Genomic DNA, 20,443 nt, shown 5'->3' with positions numbered 1-20,443 from the left:
CCTTTTTCGATGCTCAACCCCAATTCAAGCTTTCGGAGCTTTCGCCATGCGTCGCCTGCTCGATCAGGTCTATCTTCTGTCCGGAGGGATCGCGGCCGTCTCGATCCTCGCGATCTGCCTGCTGGTCACGGCACAGGTCGGGCTGAACGTGCTCGCCCGTCTGGGCGGCCCCGCCCTCTCCTACACGATCCCGTCCTATGCCGATTTCGCGGGCTACTTCCTCGCGACGGCAAGCTTCATGGCGCTGGCCCACACGCTGCGCCACGGCAGCCATATCCGCGTCAATCTCGTGCTGACCCGCCTGCCCGCGCGCGGCCAGTGGGTCGCCGAGATCGTGGCGCTCGCGCTTGGCTTCGTGGCCAGCGTCTACGCTGTGTGGTTCGCGACCTCGCTGATGCTCGAGAGCCTGCATTACGGCGATATGTCCACCGGCATCGTCGCGATCCCGATCTGGATCCCGCAATGCACGATGGTGGTGGGGCTGGGCCTTCTGGCGCTCGCCTTCCTCGACACTCTGATCGAGAGCATCCGCGCCAAGCGCCCCGTGCTCGTCGATGATGTTTCGGAGTAAACCATGTCCGATCCAATGACCTTCGCAATTCTTCTGGGGCTGCTTCTGGTGCTGCTTGCGGGCGGCGTCTGGGTGGCGCTGTCGCTGCTGATCGTGGCGCTGGCGGGGCTGGCCTTCTTCTCCGGCGCGCCGACCGGGCTGGTGATGGCGACCACGCTTTGGGGCCACAGCCATAGCTGGCCGCTCGCCGCTCTGCCCCTGTTCATCCTGATGGGAGAAATCCTGCTGCGCTCACGGCTATCCGAGGATATGTTCTCCGGCCTCGCCCCGTGGCTTGGGCGCGCGCCGGGCCGCTTGCTGCATGTGAACGTACTGGGCTGCGCGATCTTCGCCGCCGTTTCGGGCTCGTCAGCGGCAACCGCGGCCACGATCGGGCGGATGTCGGTGCCCGAGCTCACCCGCCGCGGCTATCCCGAGAGCCTGATCCTCGGCACGCTGGCGGGCTCGGCCACGCTTGGCTTCCTGATCCCGCCTTCGGTGATCCTGATCGTCTATGGCGTCGCGACCGAGCAATCCATCGCGCGCCTCTTCATCGCGGGCATCCTGCCGGGGCTGATGCTGGTGACGTTGTTCGGCGGCTATGTCGCCCTGCGCGCCTGGATGAACCCAGCGTCGATCCCGCGCGAGGACATCACCTTGAACCTGCGCGAGAAGCTGCGGGCCTCGCGTCGCCTGATCCCGATCGTCATCCTGATCGGCGGGGTGATCGGCTCGATCTATACCGGCGTCGCCTCGCCCACCGATGCGGCTGCCGTAGGCGTGGTCTTCTCGGTGATCCTTGCGATGGCGACGGGCAGCTTCCGCTGGCGCGACTTCAAGGAGGCGCTGTTCTCGGCCACCCGCACCAGCGCGATGATCGCCTTCATCCTGCTGGCGGCCTCGGTGCTGTCAGTCTCGATGGGCTTCACCGGCATCCCGCGCAACCTCGCGGCGTGGATCGGCACCTTCGGGCTGTCGCCCACGGCCCTGCTGGCGGTGCTGACGGTGTTCTTCATCCTGCTGGGCTGTTTTCTCGACGGGATTTCGGTCGTGGTGCTGACCACTTCGATCATCCTGCCGATGGTGGAAGCCGCCGGGATCGACCCGCTCTGGTTCGGCATCTACCTCGTGCTGGTCGTCGAGATGAGCCAGATCACGCCGCCCGTGGGCTTCAACCTCTTCGTGATACAGGGCCTGACAGGCTACAACATCCTCAAGGTCGCCCGCGCGGCGCTGCCCTTCTTCGGGCTGCTGTTGCTGGCGGTGCTGCTGATCACGCTGGTGCCGGGGATCGTGACCTACCTGCCCTCGCTGATGGGCAACTGAGCCAACGACCCGCGCGGCCTCAGAGCGAAGAGGCCGCGCGGCTCGCCTGATCGTAATAGCCCGACAGCACGCGCAGGGCCGAGGCGATCTCACGCAGGTCTTCCCCTGCCATGCCACCTTTCTGGATCGGCTCGAGCAGGCATTCCTCGCGCACTTTGCGATAGCGTTCGCACAGCTCGCGCCCGCTTTCCGAGGTGCGGTAGAACACTTCCTTGCCGCGCTTCTCGGAATCCAGAAGACCCAGCTTCAACAGCTTGCGCAGCGCATAATTGACCGTATGCGTGTCCTCGATATTCAGGAGGAAGGTGATGTCGTTGAGCCGCTTTTCGCGGTCGCGGTGATTGGTGTTGTGCAGCACGAGGATTTCGAGCGGCGACAGCTCCATCCCCGAAGCCGCCATGCAGCGCTGCATCCATCGCGCGAAGGAGTTGTAGGCGATGATCATCCCGTATTCGAATTCCGAGGCTTCCCAGCCCGGCCCTTCGGCCAGATGGCGGGATGAGACGATGCGGCGTTCTCCTGCGGGCATGAGCGGCGCTCTCCTTTCGTGCGTTTACGCCCTCACCTTATAGACATTTCGCTGACATTCTATCCTTGAGAGAAATTCGGCGCGCGCTTTTGCAGGTTCGCCATCACCATTTCCATCTGCGCGGGACCGCCGATGATCTCCGCCTGCAGCTCGGCCTCCAGCGCCAGCCCATCGCCGGGCGGCATCGTCCATGCCTGCTCCACCAGCGCCTTGCTCGCAGCCAGCGCCTCGGGGGAGCGCAGGGTGAATTCGGCGGCCATGTCGCGCGCCGCCTGCAGCGGGCTCTCGGCCACGCGCGTGATCAGCCCAAGCCTCTGCGCCTCCTCGGCCTCCAGCACCCGGCCCGTCATCATCAGCTCTTTCGCGACGTCGGCGCGGGTCAGTTTCGGCAGGCTCTGCGAGATGCCCATATCGGGGATCAGCCCCCATTTCGCCTCCATGATCGACAGCCGCGCATCGGGCGCAGCGATCCGGAAATCCGCGCCCAGAGCCAGCTGCATCCCCGCCCCGAAGGCCACGCCCTCGATCGCGGCGATCACCGGCACGGGCAGCTCGGCCCATCGTGTCACCGGGCGCTGAAAGCGGTTCGCGCCCTGCGCATCGCGTTCGGCCATCTGCGCCTTCACCCCCGCCAGATCGGCCGCGAAGCTTTGCATCACGGTCAGGTCGAGCCCGGCCGAGAAACAGCCGCCCGCGCCGCTCAAGATCGCCGCGCGCAGACCCTTTTGCTGCGACAGGCTCTGCGCCGCCTCGGCCAGCGCATCGAACATCTCCAGGGTCCAGGCGTTCTTCTTTTCGGGGCGGTTGAGGGTCACCTCCGCCACGCCTTGCGCGCTTACCGAAATCTGCACCGGGTCGGCCATGTCCATCCTCCTCGCTTGGGTCTGCGCACTATGCAGACCCGCCGCCCCCTCGCAAAGCGGAACGCGGGGTCATAAGTCAGGGATCAACTGCCGCGCGGCGTTGGACAGCTCTGCGCGGCGCGCTAGCTCTGCCCCGACGGAGGTTCCCCATGCAGCAATTCTCACTTCTCGATCTGTCGCCCGTGCCCGAAGGGAAAACCGCAGCCGATGCGCTTGCGGGAACGGCCGATCTGGCCCGGATGGCCGAAGATGCGGGCTATCACCGCTTCTGGCTCGCCGAACATCACAACATGCCCGGCATCGCGAGCGCCGCGACCTCCGTGCTCATCGGCCATGTCGCCTCGGTGACCAAGACGATGCGCGTCGGTGCGGGCGGCATCATGCTGCCGAACCATGCGCCGCTGGTGATCGCCGAACAGTTCGGCACGCTCGCCACGCTTTATCCCGACCGGATCGACCTCGGTCTGGGCCGCGCGCCCGGCACCGATGGCGGCACCGCCCGCGCCCTGCGCCGCAATATGTCGCCCGAGGACACGTTCCCCGCGGACGTACAGGAACTGCTCGCCTATTTCAGCGACGAGGCCGAGACTTTCCGGGTGCGCGCCATTCCGGGCGCAGGCACCCATGTCCCGATCTGGATCCTTGGCTCGAGCCTCTACGGCGCGCAGCTTGCCGCCTATCTCGGCCTGCCCTACGCCTTCGCGTCGCATTTCGCGCCCGACATGCTGGGCGACGCGCTCGACATCTATCGCCGGAGCTTCCGCCCGTCGGCCTATCTCGACAAACCCTATGCGATGATGGCCGCCGGGGTGTTTGCCGCCGACACCGATGAGGAGGCGCAGTATCTGCGTTCGTCTCAGGTGCTGGCCTTCGCGCGGCTGCGCTCGGGTATGCCAGGCAAGCTGCCTTATCCGGTCAAGGATCTCTCCGAGGTGCCGCCGCAGATGATGGTTCAGGTGCAGCGCGCGCTGTCCTGCTCGGCCACCGGCTCCAAGGAGAAGGTGCGCGACGAGTTGGCGCGCCTAATCGCTCAATACGAGCCCGACGAGCTAATGGTGACCGGGATGATCCACGACGCCGATGCGCGTCAGAAGTCCTTCAAGATCGCCGCCGAGGTCCTCAGCGAGTTTCGCGAGCAATCCGCGGCGGCCTGAGGCACGGCGCGACAATCAGACATGCAAAGAGGCGGGCCCGAAAGCCCGCCTCTTTTCGTTTCAATCCGTTCGGCTTCAGTGCCCGGTGATCGCCGGGAAGGCCACCAGCAGCCCCACCGCGAAGATCTGGATCGCGATGAAGGGCAGCAGCGAGCGGAAGATCTCGCCCAAAGAGATGTCCTTCGGAGCGACCGATTTCAGGTAGAACGCGGCTGGCCCGAAGGGCGGCGACAGGAAGCTCACCTGCATGTTCATCGCGAAGACCACGCCGAACCAGACCGGATCGTAACCGAGGTCTTTCACGATCGGCACGAAGATCGGCATCGTTAGCAGCGCGATCCCCACCCAGTCGAGGAACATGCCGAGGAAAAACAGGATCGCCATCATCGTCAGGATCACGATGATCGGGGTGTCCGAGACGCCTTTCAGCAGCGACGAGACAAAGTCGATCCCGCCCATCAGGTTGAACACGCCGACCAGAGCCGAGGCGCCGATACCGATCCAGACGATCATCCCGCAGGTCGCGAGCGTCTGCAGCGCCGCCCCTTTGAGCATCGAGAGCGTCAGCTCGCCCCGGATGATCGTCGAGAGCATCACGCCCGCCACACCCAGCGCCGAGGCCTCGGTCACCGAGGCGATCCCGCCATAGATCGAGCCCAGCACGAAGCCGATCACCAGCACCGGCAGGACGAGACCCTTCAGGAGCTTGATCTTCTCGGACCACGGACGCTCGTCGGGCTCCGGCATGGGGGCCAGATCGGGGTTCAGCTTCACGCGGATGATCACGAAGATCACGTAGAAAGCCGCAAGCATGAAGCCCGGTATGAAGGCCGAGGTGAACAGATCGCCGATCGAGACATTCGCGGTCAGGCCGTAGATGATCAGAACGATCGACGGCGGCACCATCGTACCGAGCGAGCCGCCCGCGCAGATCACGCCGATGGCGAGCTTGCGGTCGTAGCCCTGTCGGATCATCTGCGGCAGAGCCAGAAGACCCAGCAACACGATCTCGCCACCGATGATGCCCGACATCGCCGCGAGGATGACCGAGACGAAGATCGTCTGCACCGCGACTGCGCCGCGCATCCGGCCGCCGACGAGCTTCATCGCCTCGAACAGATCGCGCGCGATGCCGGATCGGTCCAGAAGCGCCGCCATCATCACGAACATCGGCACCGAGACGAAGACGAAACTCGAGACGAAGGAATAAACGCGGCTGGTGATCAGCGGCACCGCCATCGGCCCGAACCAGCCAAGGGCGAAGATCAGCGCCACGAGCAGCGTCACGAAGGCCAGCGGCATGCCGGTCAGCAGAAGACCGATCAGCAGCGCGAACAGCAGCACCGTGCCATAGCCGATGCCCAGCGCAGAGAGGTCGAAACTCAGCAGATGTTCGATCATTTACCCGCCTCCGATGCGAAGGCGCCGCGCAGGTAGTTCACCGCCATGATGATGAATTGCACAACCATGAGGCAGAGCACCACGAGAAGGAAAATCTTGAGATAGGCCGGGAATGGCGGATCCCAGGCGCTGCCCGAGGTCTCGAAATGGACATCGCCGCCGGGGCGGAAGGTCGCCTTCATCACCATGCCGTAGGCGGCCCAGGCGAAGAAGCCGGCCGCGAACAGGCAGATCAACGAGATGATCGCGTCGAGGATGCGCTTCGCCCGGCCGGTGACCATGTCGTAGATCAGCACCACGCGGATATGGCTGTTGCGCACGACGCAGTAGAGCCCGCCATAGACGAAGGCCATCGCGCAGAGGAAGATCGTCGTCTCATGCGCCCAGATCGTCGGGCTGTCGAAGCCGTAGCGCAGCACGACCTCGTTCAGGAGGATCAGCGCGGAGGCGATGATGCCGAGCGCGAAGACGATGCCCACCGCGTTGATCGCGCGGCCGAGGATGCCCGCCTCGGGGATGGTCGCCGCCTCGTCCTCGGTCTGCACCGGTTCCGGCGTGTGCGGATCATGTGCGGGGTGATCCACCCCGTTATTCTCGGGTTGTGACATTGCAAAAACCGCTGCTGTCAGAAAACTGGAAAAGATGCGGGGCCGCGATCGCAGCCCCGCACCGATAGGAGATCAGAGAAGGTTGTTCTTCTTCAGGTAGTCGGTCAGGACGTCATAGACGTGCTGCGCCTTGTCCGACTTCTTGGCAACCTTTTCCCACTGGGTGATCGCGATGCGGCGGAACTTGGCGCGCTCTTCATCCGACCAGTCGTGGATGTGGATCTTGCCGCCTTCTTCAGCCTTGGCCACGGCCTTCTTGTCGGCCTCTGCGAGGTCGCTGACTTCCTTGTCCGCGAATTGCTTCACCGACTCTTCGAAGGCTTTCTGCAGCTCGGGCGAGAGCGACTCCCATTCCTTCTTGTTCATCGCGACGCCCACGAGCGGCATCGAGTGGAAGCCCGGATAGACCGGGTTCGGCGCGATGTCGTTGAGGCCCTGCGCCTGGTTGGTCGAGAACACGGTGTAGTCGGCCGCATCGATCACGCCCTTGTCGAGCGCGGTGTAGACTTCCGAACCCGGCAGGTTCACCGGAGCCGCGCCAGCCGCCGCGAAGACGTCCTGCACGAGGCCTTCCGGCGCGCGCATCTTCAGACCCTTCAGGTCCGCCACGCCGTCGAGCGGCACTTTCGAGACGAGCGACTCGAGGCCCGTCGTGGTCGAACCGACGTAATGCAGGCCATAGGGCTGGAACAGGTCGTTCGCGAGTTGCTGGCCTCCGCCATTGTTCATGAAGTCCAGCAGCTGATCGGTGCTCGACCATGCGCCGACCGGGTTGCCCAGCAGCGAGAAGGCCGGGTCTTTCCCCGCGAAATAGGAGATGTCGGTCACGATGCCGTCGATGATGCCGGCGCCGGTGGCGTCGAGCGTCTCGTTATGCTCGACGACGGAGCCCACGGGCATCATCTCGATCTGAATCTGGTCGTCGGTGCGCTCTGCGAGGTCCTTCGCCCAGTTCTGCTGCAGTTCGAAGTTCGGGTTACCCGCCGGGTCCGAGCTTTGGAACTTGTACTTGTGGGTTTCGGCATTCGCGGCGCTGGCCAGCGCCACGACGGCGACGCTCGCGAGGGCGATTTTACGGATCGGTTTCGTCATGGTGTCCTCCCTTAAAAGACGAAATCAAACTTGAGGAGCCGTGAGGCCCCAGGCGTTCAATATCTGCGCACAAAGCGCCTCGGGCGCTTCGCGGATATCGCAGCTCAGCGGGGCCTCGTCGGGCCCCGGCATTTCCAGATCGGCCAGCTGACTGTCGAGCAGCGCGATCGGCATATAGTGGTTTTCGCGCGCGGCCATCCGCTCGGCGATCAGGTCGCGCGGCCCGGTGAGATGCGCGAGATGCATCACGCCGAGGCTTTGGCGCAGGCGATCCCGGTACGAGTGCTTGAGCGCCGAACAGGCGAAAACGACCGTCCTGCCGTCGCGCCCCGCCTCGATCACGCCCTTCGCCACGAGGTCGAGCCAGTCCCAGCGCATCTCGTCGTTGAGCGGCAGACCAGCAGCCATATGCGCGACATTCTCGGGCGGGTGAAAATCATCAGCATCAAGGAACACGCCGTCCACCGCTTGCGCCACGCGCTGCGCCACCGTCGTCTTGCCGGTGCCGCAAACGCCCATCACAAGGACCGGTGTCGCGTTCGCATTGCTGCTGTTTACCATCTTGCCTTACCGGGTTCGCAGGTGTTTCTTGGACACAGAGGCGTAATGTAAGCGGTTACATTCGTCAATCGCCCTTTTAAAAAAGGGGTGCGACCACGGGGAGGGGCAATGAATAAAAACAATGTAAATAAATCAGTTACGATGCGCGACGTCGCCGATCATGTCGGTGTAAGCGTTGCCACTGTTTCGCGCACCCTGCGCAATCCCGAGGTCGTCTCGCCCGCCGTGCGGGACAAAATCGCCGCCGCAATCGAATCGCTCGGCTATCTGCCGGACCCTGCGGCCCGCGCCCTCGCCTCGACGCGGTCGGACATTATCGGGGTGATCCTGCCCTCGGTGTCGAACAACGTCTTTGCCGATGTGATGGATGGGATCTATTCGGCGGTCGAGGGCACGCATCACTCGGTGCAGCTCGGCTATTCGCGCTACGCGCCGCTGTCGGAAGAGAACCTGATCCGCGTCTTCCTGCGCCAGCGCCCCGCCGGGCTGATCGTGGCCGGGATCGACCAGACCGAGGCCGCGCAGGCGCTGTTGCGCGAGGCGGGCTGCCCGGTGGTGCAGATCATGGAGACCGGCAGCAACCCCTATGACCGGATGATCGGGTTCTCGCATTACGATGCCGCCCGCGCCGCGACCGCGCACCTGATCGCGCAGGGCTATCGCCGCCCCGGTTTCTTGGGTGCGCGGATGGACCCGCGCACGCAGCGCCGCCTGCACGGGTTCCGCGACGAGCTGCGTGCCCATGGCATCGAGGAAGGTAAGCGCATCCAAACGACCACCCGCCCCTCCTCTGTGACGCTGGGCAGTCATCTGCTCGCGCAATTGATGGATCTCGCCCCCGAGACCGACGCGATCTTCTGCATCAATGACGACCTCGCTCTGGGGGCGATGTTCGAAGCGCAGCGCCGCAACCTGCGCATTCCCGACGATCTCGGCATCTGCGGGTTCAACGACATGGAGATGATGGCCGCCGCCGAACCGTCAATATCCTCGGTGCGCACGTTCCGCCGCGAAATGGGTGAAGGCGCGGTGCAACTGATCCTCGATGCACTGTCGGGAAGCGCCACGCAGGAAAAGGTCGTCGACCTCGGCTTCCAGGTCATGCAACGTCGATCCACGCGCGGGCACTGAGCGGGCTGATGGCGCTGACCGCCGCGACCTCGGAATGCTCTGGAGTTCGGTCGTTCTCCTCGCCCTCGTGGCGGTTGCGGCCTATCTCGGAATCGAGCGGGTCGAGCGCGTAGTGCTGCGCCGCTACGGGGCAGAGCAACGCGCCAGATAAGATCGGGAGAGACATGACATGACGCCAGCCGTTTTCGCCATTCCGGGGGATATCATGCAATTGACCGGCGGGTTCATCTACGAGCGCAAGCTGCTCGAGGCGCTGCGGTCCGAGGGTCGCCGCGTGGAGCATCTGGAACTGCCGCCCGGCTTCCCCGATGCAACGCCCGAAGAAACCAAGACCGCGCGCCGCCAACTGACCGCCATTCCCGCGGAGGTGCCGGTGATCCTCGACGGGCTGGTCTTCGGGTCTATCGACCCGGAGGTGCTCGACGCGATGTCCGCGCCCGTGGTGGCGATGCTGCACCATCCGCTTGGGCTCGAGACCGGGTTGACCGAGGACCGCGCGCGTCATCTCCTGACACGTGAGGCGGAGAACCTGCGCCGCGCCGCCCATGTCGTCGTGCCGAGCCCGCATACCAGCGCCATTCTGCAAAAGGAGTTCGGCGTCGCCCCGGAGCGGATTTCGATCGCGCTACCGGGCTTCGACCGTCCGCCGGTGATGGAGAGCGCGAAAGCCACCCCGCCGCTGATCCTCGCGGTCGGGCTATTGGCGCCGCGCAAAGGCCATGACGTGCTGATCGACGCGTTGGCGGAAATCGCCGATCTGGACTGGCGCGCGCAGATCGTGGGCAGCGCGCATGATCCGGAGGTCGCCGATGCGCTCGCGGCGCGGATCGCGCGGCTCGGGCTGAGCGAGCGGGTGCAGCTTGCCGGACGGATGGAGCGCGACGCTCTGAATGCAGCCTATCGCGAGGCTTCGATCTTCGCGCTTGCGACGCGCTATGAGGGCTACGGGATCGTCTTCGGCGAGGCGATGCTGCACGGGCTCCCCATCGTCACCTGCCGCACGGGCGCGGTGCCCGACACGGTGCCGCCCGATGCCGGGATTCTCGTGCCTGTGGACGCGCATCTCGACTTCGCCGAGGCACTGCGACAGCTTCTCCAAGACGCGGATCTTCGGGAGCGAATGGGCGCGGCTTCGGCGGTGGCGGGGACCGCCCTGCCGGATTGGCGCGACACAGCGGCGATCATGGGGTCGGTGCTGGACAGCCTCTGAGCTGCACCGAAAATCAGGCGATTTCGCCTCTTCCTTCCGGGCGCGCGAATTCACGGATCGCGCCTTCGGTTCCGACACGATTATTTGCCCTATGTGATTGATCCGAAAAGGAACGTGCGGCGTGCGGGGCCGTTTCATTTTCGTAATTTCAAAAGGAGGCATCTCATGAAATCCAAGACCCGCACCCTCACCGCTGGTATCGCCGCAACCCTGATGGGCACCATGGCGCTCGCAGGCTCGCCCGCCAATGCGATGGACCACGCGAAAGGCGTCAAGCCGCGTCCGGATCTCGACAAGCACGTCGCTGCAGCACTGCAGCAATGCGGCAGCCTCCAGGAGACCTGCCAGCAGGTCGCGACCAATTCCGCAGCCGTTCTGGTCTTCCCCGAAGTGACCACGGTCGATCTCGGCATTGGCGGTTCGGGCGGCTCCGGCGCGCTGATCGAGAACGGCAAGGTTCAGGGCTATTACGACATCGGCAAAGCCTCGGTCGGCCTCCAGCTCGGCGCCAAGCAGGCGAGCCAGATCTACGTATTCCCGACCAAGAAATCGGTCAGCGAAGTCGAAAACGGCGGCGAATGGCATGTCGGCGCGGGCGCGGGCATCACCGTCGTCAACGCCAATGCGACCGCAAATGTCGAGACCGGCAAACCGCGCGTCTATGTCTTCGACAGCTCGGGCCTGAACGGTGGCGCGAAGGTCAGCACGCTGCGCATCTGGAAAGACGGCGACAACAGCTGATCGCAGGCGTCTTCCCCGTCTGGGGGAGGCCCGCGATGAGAAAGGCCCCGGGGTTCGCTTCACCCCCGGGGCCTTTTGTTTGTCCGGCGAAGTCGCGCGGCTCAGGCCTGGCGCGCGTCGCTGATCGCCTTGCGCAGCGTGTCGGCATCGACCGCGCCGGGATAGACGTCGCGCCCGACGATATAGGCGGGCGTGCCACGCAACCCGATCGCCACCGCCTGCGCATCATTGCGCGAGAGCAGCGCGTCGATCTCCTTGCGGTTGGCCTTGTAGCCCGCCATCGCCTTGTCGGGATCGACTCCGGCCTCGGAGAGCGTCTTCTCGATCAGGTCGTTCGACAGCTTTCCTTGCGTCGCCATCAGCGCCTCGAGGCCCGCTTCGTATTTGCCCATGCTCTGCGCGCCCAGCACGAGTTGCGAGGCGTAGACGGACGGTGCACCGAAGATCGGCCAGTCCTTCATCACGACGCGCAGATTGCCGTCTTCCTTTGTCACCTTCTCGACCACCGGGTGGTTCGATTTGCAGTAGGGACACTGGTAGTCGAAATACTCGACCAGCGTGATGTCCCCATCCGGGTTACCGAGCGCGGGCGCTTTGGGGTCGTGGAACACCGCTTCGGGCGAAATATCGGCCTGCGCGAGGCTCGCCGTCGGTAGGATCAGTGTGGAGCCTGCGGCGACGCCTGCGAGGGTGAGGAAATTCCGGCGATCGATCATGTGTCGTCTCCTGTGGTTTGGGGGAAATCTTCGGGGGAGTAGGGAACGGGCGGCAGCGGCTGGCCCGGCGGCACCGTGCCCTTGCCGCTCTCGGCACGGGTCAGCACGACGACATGCGTGCCGGAGCGGACGCGGTCGGCGAGGTCGATGATGTCCTGATTGAACAAACGGATGCAGCCCGCCGACGTCGCCTTGCCGATTGAACTGTCATCCATCGTTCCGTGAATGCGGTAGAGCGTGTCCTTGTTCCCGCGATGCAGGTAAAGCGCCCGCGCGCCGAGCGGATTGTCGAGGCCGCCGGCGAGCCCGTCCTTCACCGGGCCGTATAGCTCGGGGTCTTCCTTGATCATGCTCTTGGTCGGCGTCCAGCTCGGCCAGTCGCGCTGATAGGGGATATGCCCCTCCCCGGAAAAGCCGCGCCCGTCCTCGCCCACGGCGACCGTGTAGCGCAGTGCGCGGTTGTTCTTCTGCACGAGGTAGAGCTTGCGCGCCCAAGGATCGACGATGATGGTGCCGGGCGGCTCGTCGGTCCAGTAATCGACCTCCTGACGGGCTTTCTCTTCGCTCAGCAGTTTCGGGTCCACCGCCGGGATCGTGCGACCGTCATCTTCCATCTGGCTGTAAATCGCCTTGACCCGCGCACTCAGTTGCGGCGCTTGCGGCGCGGGCGGCGGGTTCGAGGCAGGTGGCTCGGGCGCGCAGGCTGCGAGGGCGATCAGCGCGAGAGGGGCGAAGCGGGTGAGGGTCATTGAGCGATCTCCGAAAGCGAGGTCGTGAGTTTCGGCGCGGTTACATCCCCGATCAGCCGGGTGCCCTGCGCCTCCGAATGGTCGGGGTCGAGGAAGATCAGCGTCGGCGGGCCGATCACGCCCAACTGCTTGAGAAGCGCCTGCTGCGGCGCGCCGGTCTTGGTCACATCGACCGCGATGGGCGTGACGTGGCGCAGCGCGGCCTGCACCTGCGGGTCGGGGATCACCTCGCGCGCAATGGTGGCGCATTCGGTGCACCACTCGGCCGTGGTGATGAGCATCACCGGCTCGCCTTTCGCTGCGTTCAGTGCGGCATCGAGCGCCTCAGGCGTCTCGACATGGGTGAAGTCATCCTCCGTCAGCACGTCAGACGTGGAGGCCATGACGGTCTGGCCTGCCGTGAAGGGCGCGAGGGGTCGCAGCGGATCGGCAGCCCCGCTCGCCGCACCGACACCCTCGATCGCACCGGCCAGCAGCGCCGCAACGCCAAGCGCGCCGCCCACACGGCGCAGGCCCGAGCTTTCCGGTCCCAACCGGTCGCGACCGCCCAAGGCCACGCCCGCGCCGATCAGCAGCAGCGCCCAGAGCGCGAGGATCGCAGGTCCCGCGACGACGCGGCTCAAGAGCCAGATCGCGACGCCAAGGAAGACGAAGCCGAAGGCGCGGTTCACGCCGACCATCCATTCGCCCATGCGCGGCAGGATCGCCGAGCCGAAAAGACCGACGGCCATCAGCAACACGCCCTGCCCCAGCCCCAGCGCAAACAGCGCCGAAGCTCCGAGCCCCGCATCGCCCGTCTGCGCGATATAGAGGAAGGCCCCGGCCAGCGGGGCCGTCACGCACGGCCCGACGATCAGCGTTGAGGTGAAGCCGAGGATGGCCGCCCCCGCGAGCGTACCGCGCGGCCCCTGCACGGAGCTGACCTTGTTGGTCAGCGCCTGCGGCAGGCGCAGTTCGAACAGGCCGAAGGAGGACAGCGCGAGGACGGCGAACAGCAGCGCCAGCGCGATCACCGTCGCGGGCGCCTGCATCAGGAATTGCAGGTTCTGCCCCGACCACGCCGCCACGATGCCCAGAAGCCCGAAGGCCACCGCCATCGCCAGCACATAGGTCCCGGTCAGCGCCAGCCCCCGCGCAGGCGTCAGGTCTTTGCCTTGCGCGCCGAGCATCCCGGCCACGATCGGCACCATCGGCAGCACGCAAGGCGTGAAGGCCAGAAGCAGACCGAAGCCGAAGAAGGACGCCACGACCAGAGCCCAACCGCCCTTCGCCGCGATCCCCGCGACGAGGCCGTCATCGGAAGAGAGGTTCAGGCTGTTTCCGTCGCCCTTGGAGGCGACTACGGGAGGCGTGGGAGTATCGGCCTCGGAACGCGCGGCTGGCGCGGAGGACGCGTCGCTTTGCGCATAATCCGGCACGCCGGCGGCTTGGTTCGATTGCGCCGCGCCTGATGCGGCGGCAGTCGCAGCCCCGCCCGGCGGCACGATCTCGCGGCTCTGCGGCGGGTAGCACAGCCCCTTCTCTTCGCAGCCCTGCCAATGCAGCGTGAAGGGCCCGGTAATGTCGCTCACCACGGCCTCGGTGTGATCGTGCCAGACCTCGACCGTGCCGAAATTCGGATCGTCCTTCATCTCGCCCGGCTGCGTCTCGATCACCGGCGCATCGCCCTCGGCGCTCACCGTAAGATGCTCGCGATAGAGGTAATAGCCCGGCGCGATGTCGAAGGAGACCGCGAGCGTCCCGTCATCCTGCCACTCGGTCTCGACCTGAAACGCCTCTTCGGGCGACAGCGGACCGCTGCCTCCCTTGGGCTTCAAAAGATCGAAGCTTTGCGCCGCAGCGAGGCCGGGCAACAGCAATGAGATCAGAAACACGCCCCAGAGGGCGCGCAGCGATAGACGGGAAAGAGCCTTTGCGTTCATGTTGGCCGGATCGCGGGCGAAGCTTAAGTCAGTCTTAAGATTCGTGCGGTGTATCCGCCGCGAAGGAGAAAAGATGCGCATACTCGTCGTCGAAGATGACAGCATATTGGCGGACGGCCTGCGGGTCGGGCTCGGCATGGCCGGGTTCACCGCCGATGTCGTGTCCTGCCTTGAGGACGCCCGCGCGGCACTGGCCGGGGCGGAGTATCGCGCGCTCGTGCTGGATTTGATGCTGCCCGATGGCTCCGGTCTCGAACTGCTGCGCGAATTGCGCGCGGGCCGCGCCGGGCTGCCGGTCTTGCTGCTGACCGCGCGCGATCAGGTCGAGGACCGGGTCGCGGGGTTGGATGCAGGCGCGGATGACTATCTCGGTAAGCCCTTCGATCTGGACGAGCTGGCCGCCCGGCTGCGGGCCCTTTCGCGTCGGTCGGACGGGCGGGCGGTCGCGCAGATTTCCCATGCCGGGCTGGAGCTCGACCCCGGCACCCGCAGCGCCGCCTTCAACGGCCAGCCGCTGAAACTCTCGCGCCGGGAATTCGCGGTGTTGCAGGCGCTGGCCGAACGCCCCGGACGGGTGCTCGCGAAATCGGACCTCGAAGACCGGCTCTACGGCTGGGACGAGGAGGTCGAGAGCAACGCCGTCGAAGTCCATATCCACCATCTGCGCGCCAAGCTCGGGCGCGATTTCATCGAAACCCTGCGCGGCATCGGCTACCGGCTGCGCCCAGAGGAGACCTCGCCATCTCGCTCCGCCTCCGCCTCTTCCTGATCCTCACCGGCGCGACGCTGGCCGTCTGGCTGTCCGCCGTATTCTGGATCGAGAATTCCACCCGCGCCGAGGTGACGCGGGTGCTCGACGCACGTCTGGTGGAGGCGGCGCGCATGGTCTCGTCGCTGGTCTCGAAGAACCAGATCTCGCTGAATCGGGACGGTCCCGCACAGATCACACTGTCGCATAACGAGAGTTACGAGCATCAGCAATTCTGCCAGATCTGGTCTTTCACCCAAGGGCTCGTCGGACGCTCGAACGGGGCGCCGAGCGCGCAGCTGGTGCCCGCCGATGCGACCGGCTTCCGCGATGTGACACGCGACGGCAAGGACCTGCGGGTCTACACGATCATCGATCCCGATCTGGGCGGGCAGGTCACGGTGGGCGACAGTCTTGCCATGCGCAACCGGCTTGTGCGCGATGTGATAGAGGGGTTCCTCTGGCCCGCGCTGGTGATCCTGCCGGTGATGTGGGGGCTGATCTGGTTTGCGATCTCGCGCGGTCTGGCGCCGCTCGACCGCTTCGCCCGCGATCTGGACGCGCGGCCGAGCGAGGATCTGCGCGCCCTGCCCGGCACCGCGCGACAGCCGCGCGAGATTCGCCCGCTCGCCGGCGCGCTCGACGACCTTCTGGCGCGTCTGGCGGCCGCGCGCGGGCGCGAGCGGGAATTCATCGCCTATGCCGCGCATGAGATGAAAACGCCGCTCGCCGGGTTGAAAACGCAGGCCCATATCGCGCGCCACGCGCCCGATACCGACACGCGCGAACACGCACTCGCCGCGATCTCGACCTCAGTGGACCGGACCGACCGGATGGTACGCCAGCTTCTCGATCTGGCGCAGGTGGACAGTCGCGAGGCGCGTGCCACTTCGGTGGAGCTGAATGGGCTCCTGCGGCAGGTGCTGGGCGATCTGGCGGGGCTGGCCACGCGGCGCGGCGTGACGCTGGAACTCGACAGCGCGCCGGACGCGCCGACGGTAGAAGGCGACCCGCTGCTTCTATCGCTCGCCCTGCGCAACCTGATCGAGAACGCCGTTCAGGCGAGCCCAGACGGCGCGGCGATCAAGGTCAGCGTGACCACCTCCGGCAATACGCTCCTCGTCGACATTCACGACCACGGACCGGGCCTGCCGCCCGAGATCGCGCAGCAGGCGGGGCAGAAATTCGTCAAGGGCAAGGGCGCGGATGCGAATGGCTCGGGCCTCGGCCTTTCGATCGCGCACGACGCGCTGACCCGTCTGGGGGGCACGCTCCGCTTCGAGATGCGCGCGGACGGACATCATACGCGGGTCGATCTGCCTGCCGCGTGAGGTGCGGCGTCAGGCCCTGCGCCGCGTCCGCATCACGGCCCAACCGATCAGCGCCAGTACCAGAAGCACCGCCACGGCGATCGCCGCCCAAGCCAACTGCGCGGCGTTCGCGATGATCCAACTGACCGGCTGCTTGCCGCTCAGGATATTGGCGACGCTGCCTTTGGTAACCTCGCCATCGACGCCGCCAAAATTGCTGCGCACATAGCTCGCGACCGAGGCGATCTGCGCGTCGCTCATCGTGCGCTGGAAACCCGGCATAGCGACGTGGCGCGCATCGTTTGGCATGTTGATCCCATGCGCGATCACCTGCACGACATTCGCCGCATTCGCAGCGCGCACGTCAGAGATCTGGGACAGCGCGGGCGCGGCGGTGCCCTGCCCATTCATGCCGTGGCAGGTCGCACAGGCGCCCTGATAGAGTGTCGCCCCATCGGTCGTGTCGTGGCCGACCACGGATTGCCAATCGCCGTTGGGCACCTCGAGCGCGGCAAGGTCGAGCGTCGCCTGACCGTCGGGTCCGCTGGCCTCGGGTTGCGTGTCGACCGGCTTCACAGCCTTCAGGTATTTCGCAATCGCCGTGAGGTCGTCGCTCGACAGCTTCGAGGTGGAGCGCGAGACCACGAGCCCCATCTCGCCGCCCGCGACGGCGTGCGCATTTCGGCCCTTGCTGAGATAGGCCACGATATCGGCCTCGCTCCAGTCGCCCAGACCGCCTTTGTCAGACGGCGTGAGGTTCGGCGCATACCAACCGTTCAGCATCCCCCCGGCGAGGTGTTTGCTGGTATCCTCCTGCATCAGCGTCCCGCGCGGGCTGTGACAGGACGAGCAATGCTCCAGCGTCTCCACCAGATAGCGCCCGCGCTGAAGTTGATCGCCCGAGACATCCACCGCGCCGGGCGGATGGCCCTTGTCGAGGAACAGCGTGTTCCAGCCCATCATCGCCGGACGCACGAAGGGGAAGCCTAGATCGGTCTCGGGCACCTCGTTCTCGACGGGTTCGACCTGTTTAAAATAGGCCCAGAGCGCTTTCACATCGGCAGCGGTCAGGCCGGTGTAATGGGTGTAAGGCATCGCCGGATAAAGCCACGTATCGGACTTGCCGCGACGCAGGGCGCCTTCGAATTCCGCCTCGGTCATGTCGCCAATCCCGGTCTTCTCGTCGGGCGTGATGTTGGGCGCATAGATCGCGCCAATCGGGCTTTCGATCTTCTCACCACCGGAGAAATTCTCCGCGTGACAGGAGGAGCAATCCCCCGCGATGGCGAGGTATTTGCCGCGCTTCACGAGGTCGCCTGCCGAAGCATCGGAGCCGGATTGCGCGTTGGCTGCCAGCGGAGAGATCGCGGCGAAGGCGGCGGTGGCCAGGATCAGAACACGCATCTCAAAGCTCCTTCGCGATGGTCTGGCCCGCGCGGATCGCAAGCGCCATGCCGGTCAGCGTCGGGTTCACCCCGCCCGCCGTCGGCATCACGCCGGTCGTCACAAGGAACAGGTTCTCATGGTCGAAACAGCGCAGATCGGCGTCGCAGACCGCCTCTTCGGCCTTGCTGCCCATGACTGTCGTGCCCATCACATGCTGCTGGCAAATAAACTTCTCGGGCGCGGAGACGCGGGTGCCGCCAGTCGCCTGCAGAAAGCGCGCGTAATCCTCCATCAGCCGCGGCAGGTTCGCCTTGGTGTAATCCGAGAGCTTGTAGGTCAGTTTGATGCCGGGCAGCCCCACGGCGTCTTTCCAAGAGGGGTTCACCTCGATCCGGTTAGCGGGATCGGGGAGGTCCTCGGTCAGCGCCTCGGCGGTGAAGACGCGGGCCGAGTGGTCGCGAATTTTCGCGTCGAGCTCGGGGCCGAGCGTGCCGTCCTTCAACAGCCCCTGCGCGATGCCTTCCTCGGGTGGCGCATTGAGCAGGTCGTAGCGCGTCGAGGGCACCTTGTCGCGATCAGGAAGCGCGCGGCGCTGCATGATCGCACCGTGAATATTCTGGCCGCGCCCCGTCCAATAGGGCTCGGGCGAGAGCCATGTCATATCGATCGTCGGGTGGATCATCAGCCGCCGCCCGACCATGTCGGAGCTGTTCGCGAGATCGTTCATCAACAAGAGCTTCGGCGTCTCATAGCCATGCGCGGCGATCACGAACATCTTCGCGGTCAGCCGCGTGCGGTCGCCTTCGGGATTGATGTAGGACAGCGCCGTGATCTTGCCCTTGTCGCCGGTCTCGATCTTGTCGACGATGGCCTGCGTGCGGATCTCGACGCCAAGATCGCGGATCTTCTGCACCACGTGATAGCCCGAATGTTTCGCACCGATCGGGCAGTTCCAGTTGCAGATATTGTTGCCGATACAGGCGGGCCGGTTGTCGTAGGGCTGCGACAGCCGCGACGAGGGCGCGATATCGACGCGAAAGCCCATCGACGCCACCTGCTGCTGTAGCCGCTGGGTCGCATAGGGTTTCGCCTCGGGCGGTAGCGGATAGGGTTTCGAGCGCGGCGGATAAGTCTCGCCCTTGCCCAGACCGCTCTCGTCGAAGCCTTTCTGCCCGTTCACGCCGATCTCGTATTCGGCCTGCGTGTAGAAGGGCTCCAGATCGTCATAGCTGATCGGCCAGTCCTCGGCGATCCCGTAGGTCGAGTGCATCGCCATGTCCTCGGGCAAGAGCCGCCACGTCGCTGCCGTCCAGTGCCGCGAGGTGCCACCCAGCACCCGCAGCGTGCCGGGAAACACGTCGAGCCCGCCGGTCAGATGCGGATCGACATAGCCGGGCGTGAAGCTGTTGGGCGCGTAGGGCACATCGCCGAAGGGGTCGTTGAAGTTGTTCTTGCGCGGCGAATTGCGCCAGTTCTCGGTGACTTTCCAGTCGGGAATGTCGGGACCTGCCTCCAGCACGATCACCGAATGGCCCGCCTGTGCGATCTGCTGCGCGGCCAGACCGCCGAGCGAGCCCGACCCGACCACGATCACGTCTGCATCGAAATCAGCCATTACTGTGCCTCCTGCTGGGAGTCGGAATTGGATGCGGGGTTGGGCGAGCCACTGGCGCCCTGACCGGTGCCACCTCCGCTGTCCGCGCCTTGCGCTTTGCGGGCGGCGTCGACGCTGTCGGCCTCACCCTTGGCATAGGCCAGCCATGCCGGATCGGGATCTTGCAGCTCGTAGCTGGATTTGGGCTGGTACTCCCAGCTCGTGGCTTCCTCGGGAAGGTCCGAGGCATCGACACCTTCGGGCACCGCTTCCCACCAGCCGGCACCGCCGGAGGGGTAAGTCTGCAAGGGCACGATGTCGCTCACCTTCGTCAGGGCCTGCGCCTCGAGGAAGGTCGCGAATTCGGCATCGTCTTTCAGGATGCGTGCTGAGGGGGAGCCGGTGAATCCGAGATACCACGGCTTCGCGATGCTCAGCGCGAGGGTGGTCTGGTCGTCACTGAGGCTTTCAATTGCGGCGGCGCGGTCCTTGCCGTCGAACGCTTTAGCGAGCCCGTCCAGCTTCCCGGCAAAGCCTGCATCGTCCTCGCTCAGCAGCTTCTCGATCCGCGCGGCGCTTTCCTTTGAGAGGCTGTCATTGCCACAGATCGCGCGGCTCACGGAAAGAAAGGCATCGCTGGGCGCGGCGCTATCGGCGGCGCGGGCGAAACCGGGTGTCAAACTTGCAAGTGGCACGGTGCCTGCCAAGGCGATCAGGAAACGTCTGCGGTCGAGGCTCATGGCATCCTCCTCCCGGGGCTAAAAACGGAGCGTAAGCAACAGCCATGCGCAGTGACCCTCCATCCCCGCGCAATCGCGCGGATGGAGCGGTCGGATCGTGGCTGCCTTCGTC

At 65.4% G+C, this 20,443-nt stretch carries 20 protein-coding genes; 8 read left to right on the top strand and 12 right to left on the bottom strand.

What is annotated here, in order from left to right:
* Window positions 1-46: 46 nt before the first annotated feature.
* Both BMI88_RS03040 and BMI88_RS03035 read left to right on the top strand, forming a co-directional pair.
* Complete coding sequence (locus BMI88_RS03040; protein ID WP_078539870.1) at window positions 47-571, top strand: TRAP transporter small permease; 525 nt, start codon at window positions 47-49, stop codon at window positions 569-571.
* A 3-nt stretch (window positions 572-574) separates the two neighbouring features.
* On the top strand, window positions 575-1,876 hold the full coding sequence (locus BMI88_RS03035; protein ID WP_078545951.1) for a TRAP transporter large permease subunit: 1,302 nt from the start codon (window positions 575-577) through the stop codon (window positions 1,874-1,876).
* A gap of 19 nt (window positions 1,877-1,895) precedes the next feature.
* Here the strand turns inward: BMI88_RS03035 and BMI88_RS03030 are convergent, their stop codons facing one another.
* Window positions 1,896-2,405, bottom strand: coding sequence for a winged helix DNA-binding protein (locus BMI88_RS03030; protein ID WP_075776310.1), 510 nt, complete (start codon window positions 2,403-2,405; stop codon window positions 1,896-1,898).
* A 59-nt stretch (window positions 2,406-2,464) separates the two neighbouring features.
* On the bottom strand, window positions 2,465-3,268 hold the full coding sequence (locus BMI88_RS03025; protein WP_078545949.1) for a crotonase/enoyl-CoA hydratase family protein: 804 nt from the start codon (window positions 3,266-3,268) through the stop codon (window positions 2,465-2,467).
* 149 nt (window positions 3,269-3,417) lie between these two features.
* Here BMI88_RS03025 and BMI88_RS03020 point away from each other — a divergent pair, with 149 nt between their 5' ends.
* The gene (locus BMI88_RS03020) at window positions 3,418-4,422 is read left to right on the top strand and encodes an LLM class flavin-dependent oxidoreductase (protein ID WP_078545947.1); all 1,005 of its coding nucleotides are present in this window, start codon (window positions 3,418-3,420) and stop codon (window positions 4,420-4,422) included.
* A gap of 75 nt (window positions 4,423-4,497) precedes the next feature.
* On the opposite strand, the gene BMI88_RS03015 is transcribed toward BMI88_RS03020, so the two are convergent.
* The 4 genes from BMI88_RS03015 to BMI88_RS03000 all read right to left on the bottom strand — a co-directional run bounded on the left by BMI88_RS03015 (window position 4,498) and on the right by BMI88_RS03000 (window position 8,084).
* Entirely contained in the window at window positions 4,498-5,823 is a 1,326-nt protein-coding gene (locus tag BMI88_RS03015; RefSeq protein ID WP_078545945.1) for a TRAP transporter large permease subunit, read from the bottom strand.
* Window positions 5,820-6,431 carry a TRAP transporter small permease gene (locus BMI88_RS03010; RefSeq protein ID WP_078519826.1) on the bottom strand — a complete coding sequence of 204 codons (612 nt, stop codon included), beginning with the start codon at window positions 6,429-6,431 and terminating at the stop codon, window positions 5,820-5,822. The genes BMI88_RS03015 and BMI88_RS03010 overlap by 4 nt, the downstream gene beginning before the upstream one ends.
* 72 nt (window positions 6,432-6,503) lie before the next feature.
* Window positions 6,504-7,523, bottom strand: coding sequence for a TRAP transporter substrate-binding protein (locus tag BMI88_RS03005; RefSeq protein ID WP_078545943.1), 1,020 nt, complete (start codon window positions 7,521-7,523; stop codon window positions 6,504-6,506).
* A gap of 24 nt (window positions 7,524-7,547) precedes the next feature.
* Window positions 7,548-8,084: a gluconokinase gene (locus BMI88_RS03000; protein ID WP_208607939.1), complete on the bottom strand. Its 537-nt coding sequence runs from the start codon at window positions 8,082-8,084 to the stop codon at window positions 7,548-7,550.
* Between the two features lie 108 nt (window positions 8,085-8,192).
* On the opposite strand from BMI88_RS03000, the gene BMI88_RS02995 reads away from it, so the two are divergent.
* From BMI88_RS02995 to BMI88_RS02980, 3 genes are all read left to right on the top strand, one after another.
* Entirely contained in the window at window positions 8,193-9,215 is a 1,023-nt protein-coding gene (locus BMI88_RS02995) for a LacI family DNA-binding transcriptional regulator (protein WP_078545941.1), read from the top strand.
* 169 nt (window positions 9,216-9,384) lie between these two features.
* Window positions 9,385-10,425: a glycosyltransferase family 4 protein gene (locus BMI88_RS02985; protein ID WP_078545937.1), complete on the top strand. Its 1,041-nt coding sequence runs from the start codon at window positions 9,385-9,387 to the stop codon at window positions 10,423-10,425.
* A gap of 165 nt (window positions 10,426-10,590) precedes the next feature.
* Window positions 10,591-11,166 carry a YSC84-related protein gene (locus BMI88_RS02980; RefSeq protein ID WP_078545935.1) on the top strand — a complete coding sequence of 192 codons (576 nt, stop codon included), beginning with the start codon at window positions 10,591-10,593 and terminating at the stop codon, window positions 11,164-11,166.
* A 101-nt stretch (window positions 11,167-11,267) separates the two neighbouring features.
* On the opposite strand, the gene BMI88_RS02975 is transcribed toward BMI88_RS02980, so the two are convergent.
* From BMI88_RS02975 to dsbD, 3 genes are read right to left on the bottom strand one after another with little or no spacing between them, the layout of a single operon-like run.
* Window positions 11,268-11,882 carry a DsbA family protein gene (locus tag BMI88_RS02975; RefSeq protein WP_078545933.1) on the bottom strand — a complete coding sequence of 205 codons (615 nt, stop codon included), beginning with the start codon at window positions 11,880-11,882 and terminating at the stop codon, window positions 11,268-11,270.
* Window positions 11,879-12,631: a L,D-transpeptidase gene (locus tag BMI88_RS02970; protein ID WP_078545931.1), complete on the bottom strand. Its 753-nt coding sequence runs from the start codon at window positions 12,629-12,631 to the stop codon at window positions 11,879-11,881. Before BMI88_RS02970 ends, BMI88_RS02975 begins: the two co-directional genes overlap by 4 nt.
* Entirely contained in the window at window positions 12,628-14,553 is a 1,926-nt protein-coding gene (gene dsbD, locus BMI88_RS02965; protein WP_078545917.1) for a protein-disulfide reductase DsbD, read from the bottom strand. Before dsbD ends, BMI88_RS02970 begins: the two co-directional genes overlap by 4 nt.
* Before the next feature lie 73 nt (window positions 14,554-14,626).
* On the opposite strand from dsbD, the gene BMI88_RS02960 reads away from it, so the two are divergent.
* Window positions 14,627-15,322 carry a response regulator transcription factor gene (locus BMI88_RS02960; protein ID WP_078539881.1) on the top strand — a complete coding sequence of 232 codons (696 nt, stop codon included), beginning with the start codon at window positions 14,627-14,629 and terminating at the stop codon, window positions 15,320-15,322.
* On the top strand, window positions 15,295-16,632 hold the full coding sequence (locus tag BMI88_RS02955) for an ATP-binding protein (protein WP_078545915.1): 1,338 nt from the start codon (window positions 15,295-15,297) through the stop codon (window positions 16,630-16,632). Before BMI88_RS02960 ends, BMI88_RS02955 begins: the two co-directional genes overlap by 28 nt.
* Window positions 16,633-16,641: 9 nt before the next feature.
* Here BMI88_RS02955 and BMI88_RS02950 read toward each other — a convergent pair whose 3' ends face one another.
* Genes BMI88_RS02950 through BMI88_RS02940 form a run of 3 tightly spaced genes read right to left on the bottom strand, consistent with a single transcriptional unit; the run spans window position 16,642 to window position 20,331 of the window.
* On the bottom strand, window positions 16,642-18,015 hold the full coding sequence (locus BMI88_RS02950; RefSeq protein WP_078545913.1) for a cytochrome c: 1,374 nt from the start codon (window positions 18,013-18,015) through the stop codon (window positions 16,642-16,644).
* Window position 18,016: 1 nt separating this feature from the next.
* Window positions 18,017-19,612 carry a GMC family oxidoreductase gene (locus BMI88_RS02945; protein ID WP_078545911.1) on the bottom strand — a complete coding sequence of 532 codons (1,596 nt, stop codon included), beginning with the start codon at window positions 19,610-19,612 and terminating at the stop codon, window positions 18,017-18,019.
* On the bottom strand, window positions 19,612-20,331 hold the full coding sequence (locus tag BMI88_RS02940) for a sugar dehydrogenase complex small subunit (RefSeq protein WP_078545909.1): 720 nt from the start codon (window positions 20,329-20,331) through the stop codon (window positions 19,612-19,614). The genes BMI88_RS02945 and BMI88_RS02940 overlap by 1 nt, the downstream gene beginning before the upstream one ends.
* Between the last annotated feature and the right edge of the window lie 112 nt (window positions 20,332-20,443).

This window comes from Thioclava sp. F36-6, assembly GCF_002020305.1.
GTDB lineage: Bacteria > Pseudomonadota > Alphaproteobacteria > Rhodobacterales > Rhodobacteraceae > Thioclava > Thioclava sediminum.
The sequence above is the reverse complement of the archived record's forward strand: the minus strand, read 5'-3'. Positions and strand labels throughout refer to the sequence as shown.

What these genes read in the sequence shown, in the direction of transcription:
- BMI88_RS03040 (WP_078539870.1), top strand. Translation starts at nt 47, where the DNA reads ATGCGTCGCCTGCTCGATCAGGTCTATCTTCTGTCCGGAGGGATCGCG.
- BMI88_RS03015 (WP_078545945.1), bottom strand. Translation starts at nt 5,823, where the DNA reads ATGATCGAACATCTGCTGAGTTTCGACCTCTCTGCGCTGGGCATCGGC.
- BMI88_RS03000 (WP_208607939.1), bottom strand. Translation starts at nt 8,084, where the DNA reads ATGGTAAACAGCAGCAATGCGAACGCGACACCGGTCCTTGTGATGGGC.
- BMI88_RS03025 (WP_078545949.1), bottom strand. Translation starts at nt 3,268, where the DNA reads ATGGCCGACCCGGTGCAGATTTCGGTAAGCGCGCAAGGCGTGGCGGAG.
- BMI88_RS02950 (WP_078545913.1), bottom strand. Translation starts at nt 18,015, where the DNA reads ATGCGTGTTCTGATCCTGGCCACCGCCGCCTTCGCCGCGATCTCTCCG.
- BMI88_RS02945 (WP_078545911.1), bottom strand. Translation starts at nt 19,612, where the DNA reads ATGGCTGATTTCGATGCAGACGTGATCGTGGTCGGGTCGGGCTCGCTC.
- BMI88_RS02960 (WP_078539881.1), top strand. Translation starts at nt 14,627, where the DNA reads ATGCGCATACTCGTCGTCGAAGATGACAGCATATTGGCGGACGGCCTG.
- BMI88_RS03030 (WP_075776310.1), bottom strand. Translation starts at nt 2,405, where the DNA reads ATGCCCGCAGGAGAACGCCGCATCGTCTCATCCCGCCATCTGGCCGAA.
- BMI88_RS02985 (WP_078545937.1), top strand. Translation starts at nt 9,385, where the DNA reads ATGACGCCAGCCGTTTTCGCCATTCCGGGGGATATCATGCAATTGACC.
- BMI88_RS03035 (WP_078545951.1), top strand. Translation starts at nt 575, where the DNA reads ATGTCCGATCCAATGACCTTCGCAATTCTTCTGGGGCTGCTTCTGGTG.
- BMI88_RS03020 (WP_078545947.1), top strand. Translation starts at nt 3,418, where the DNA reads ATGCAGCAATTCTCACTTCTCGATCTGTCGCCCGTGCCCGAAGGGAAA.
- BMI88_RS03010 (WP_078519826.1), bottom strand. Translation starts at nt 6,431, where the DNA reads ATGTCACAACCCGAGAATAACGGGGTGGATCACCCCGCACATGATCCG.
- BMI88_RS02970 (WP_078545931.1), bottom strand. Translation starts at nt 12,631, where the DNA reads ATGACCCTCACCCGCTTCGCCCCTCTCGCGCTGATCGCCCTCGCAGCC.
- BMI88_RS03005 (WP_078545943.1), bottom strand. Translation starts at nt 7,523, where the DNA reads ATGACGAAACCGATCCGTAAAATCGCCCTCGCGAGCGTCGCCGTCGTG.
- BMI88_RS02975 (WP_078545933.1), bottom strand. Translation starts at nt 11,882, where the DNA reads ATGATCGATCGCCGGAATTTCCTCACCCTCGCAGGCGTCGCCGCAGGC.
- BMI88_RS02995 (WP_078545941.1), top strand. Translation starts at nt 8,193, where the DNA reads ATGAATAAAAACAATGTAAATAAATCAGTTACGATGCGCGACGTCGCC.
- BMI88_RS02940 (WP_078545909.1), bottom strand. Translation starts at nt 20,331, where the DNA reads ATGAGCCTCGACCGCAGACGTTTCCTGATCGCCTTGGCAGGCACCGTG.
- BMI88_RS02980 (WP_078545935.1), top strand. Translation starts at nt 10,591, where the DNA reads ATGAAATCCAAGACCCGCACCCTCACCGCTGGTATCGCCGCAACCCTG.
- dsbD (WP_078545917.1), bottom strand. Translation starts at nt 14,553, where the DNA reads ATGAACGCAAAGGCTCTTTCCCGTCTATCGCTGCGCGCCCTCTGGGGC.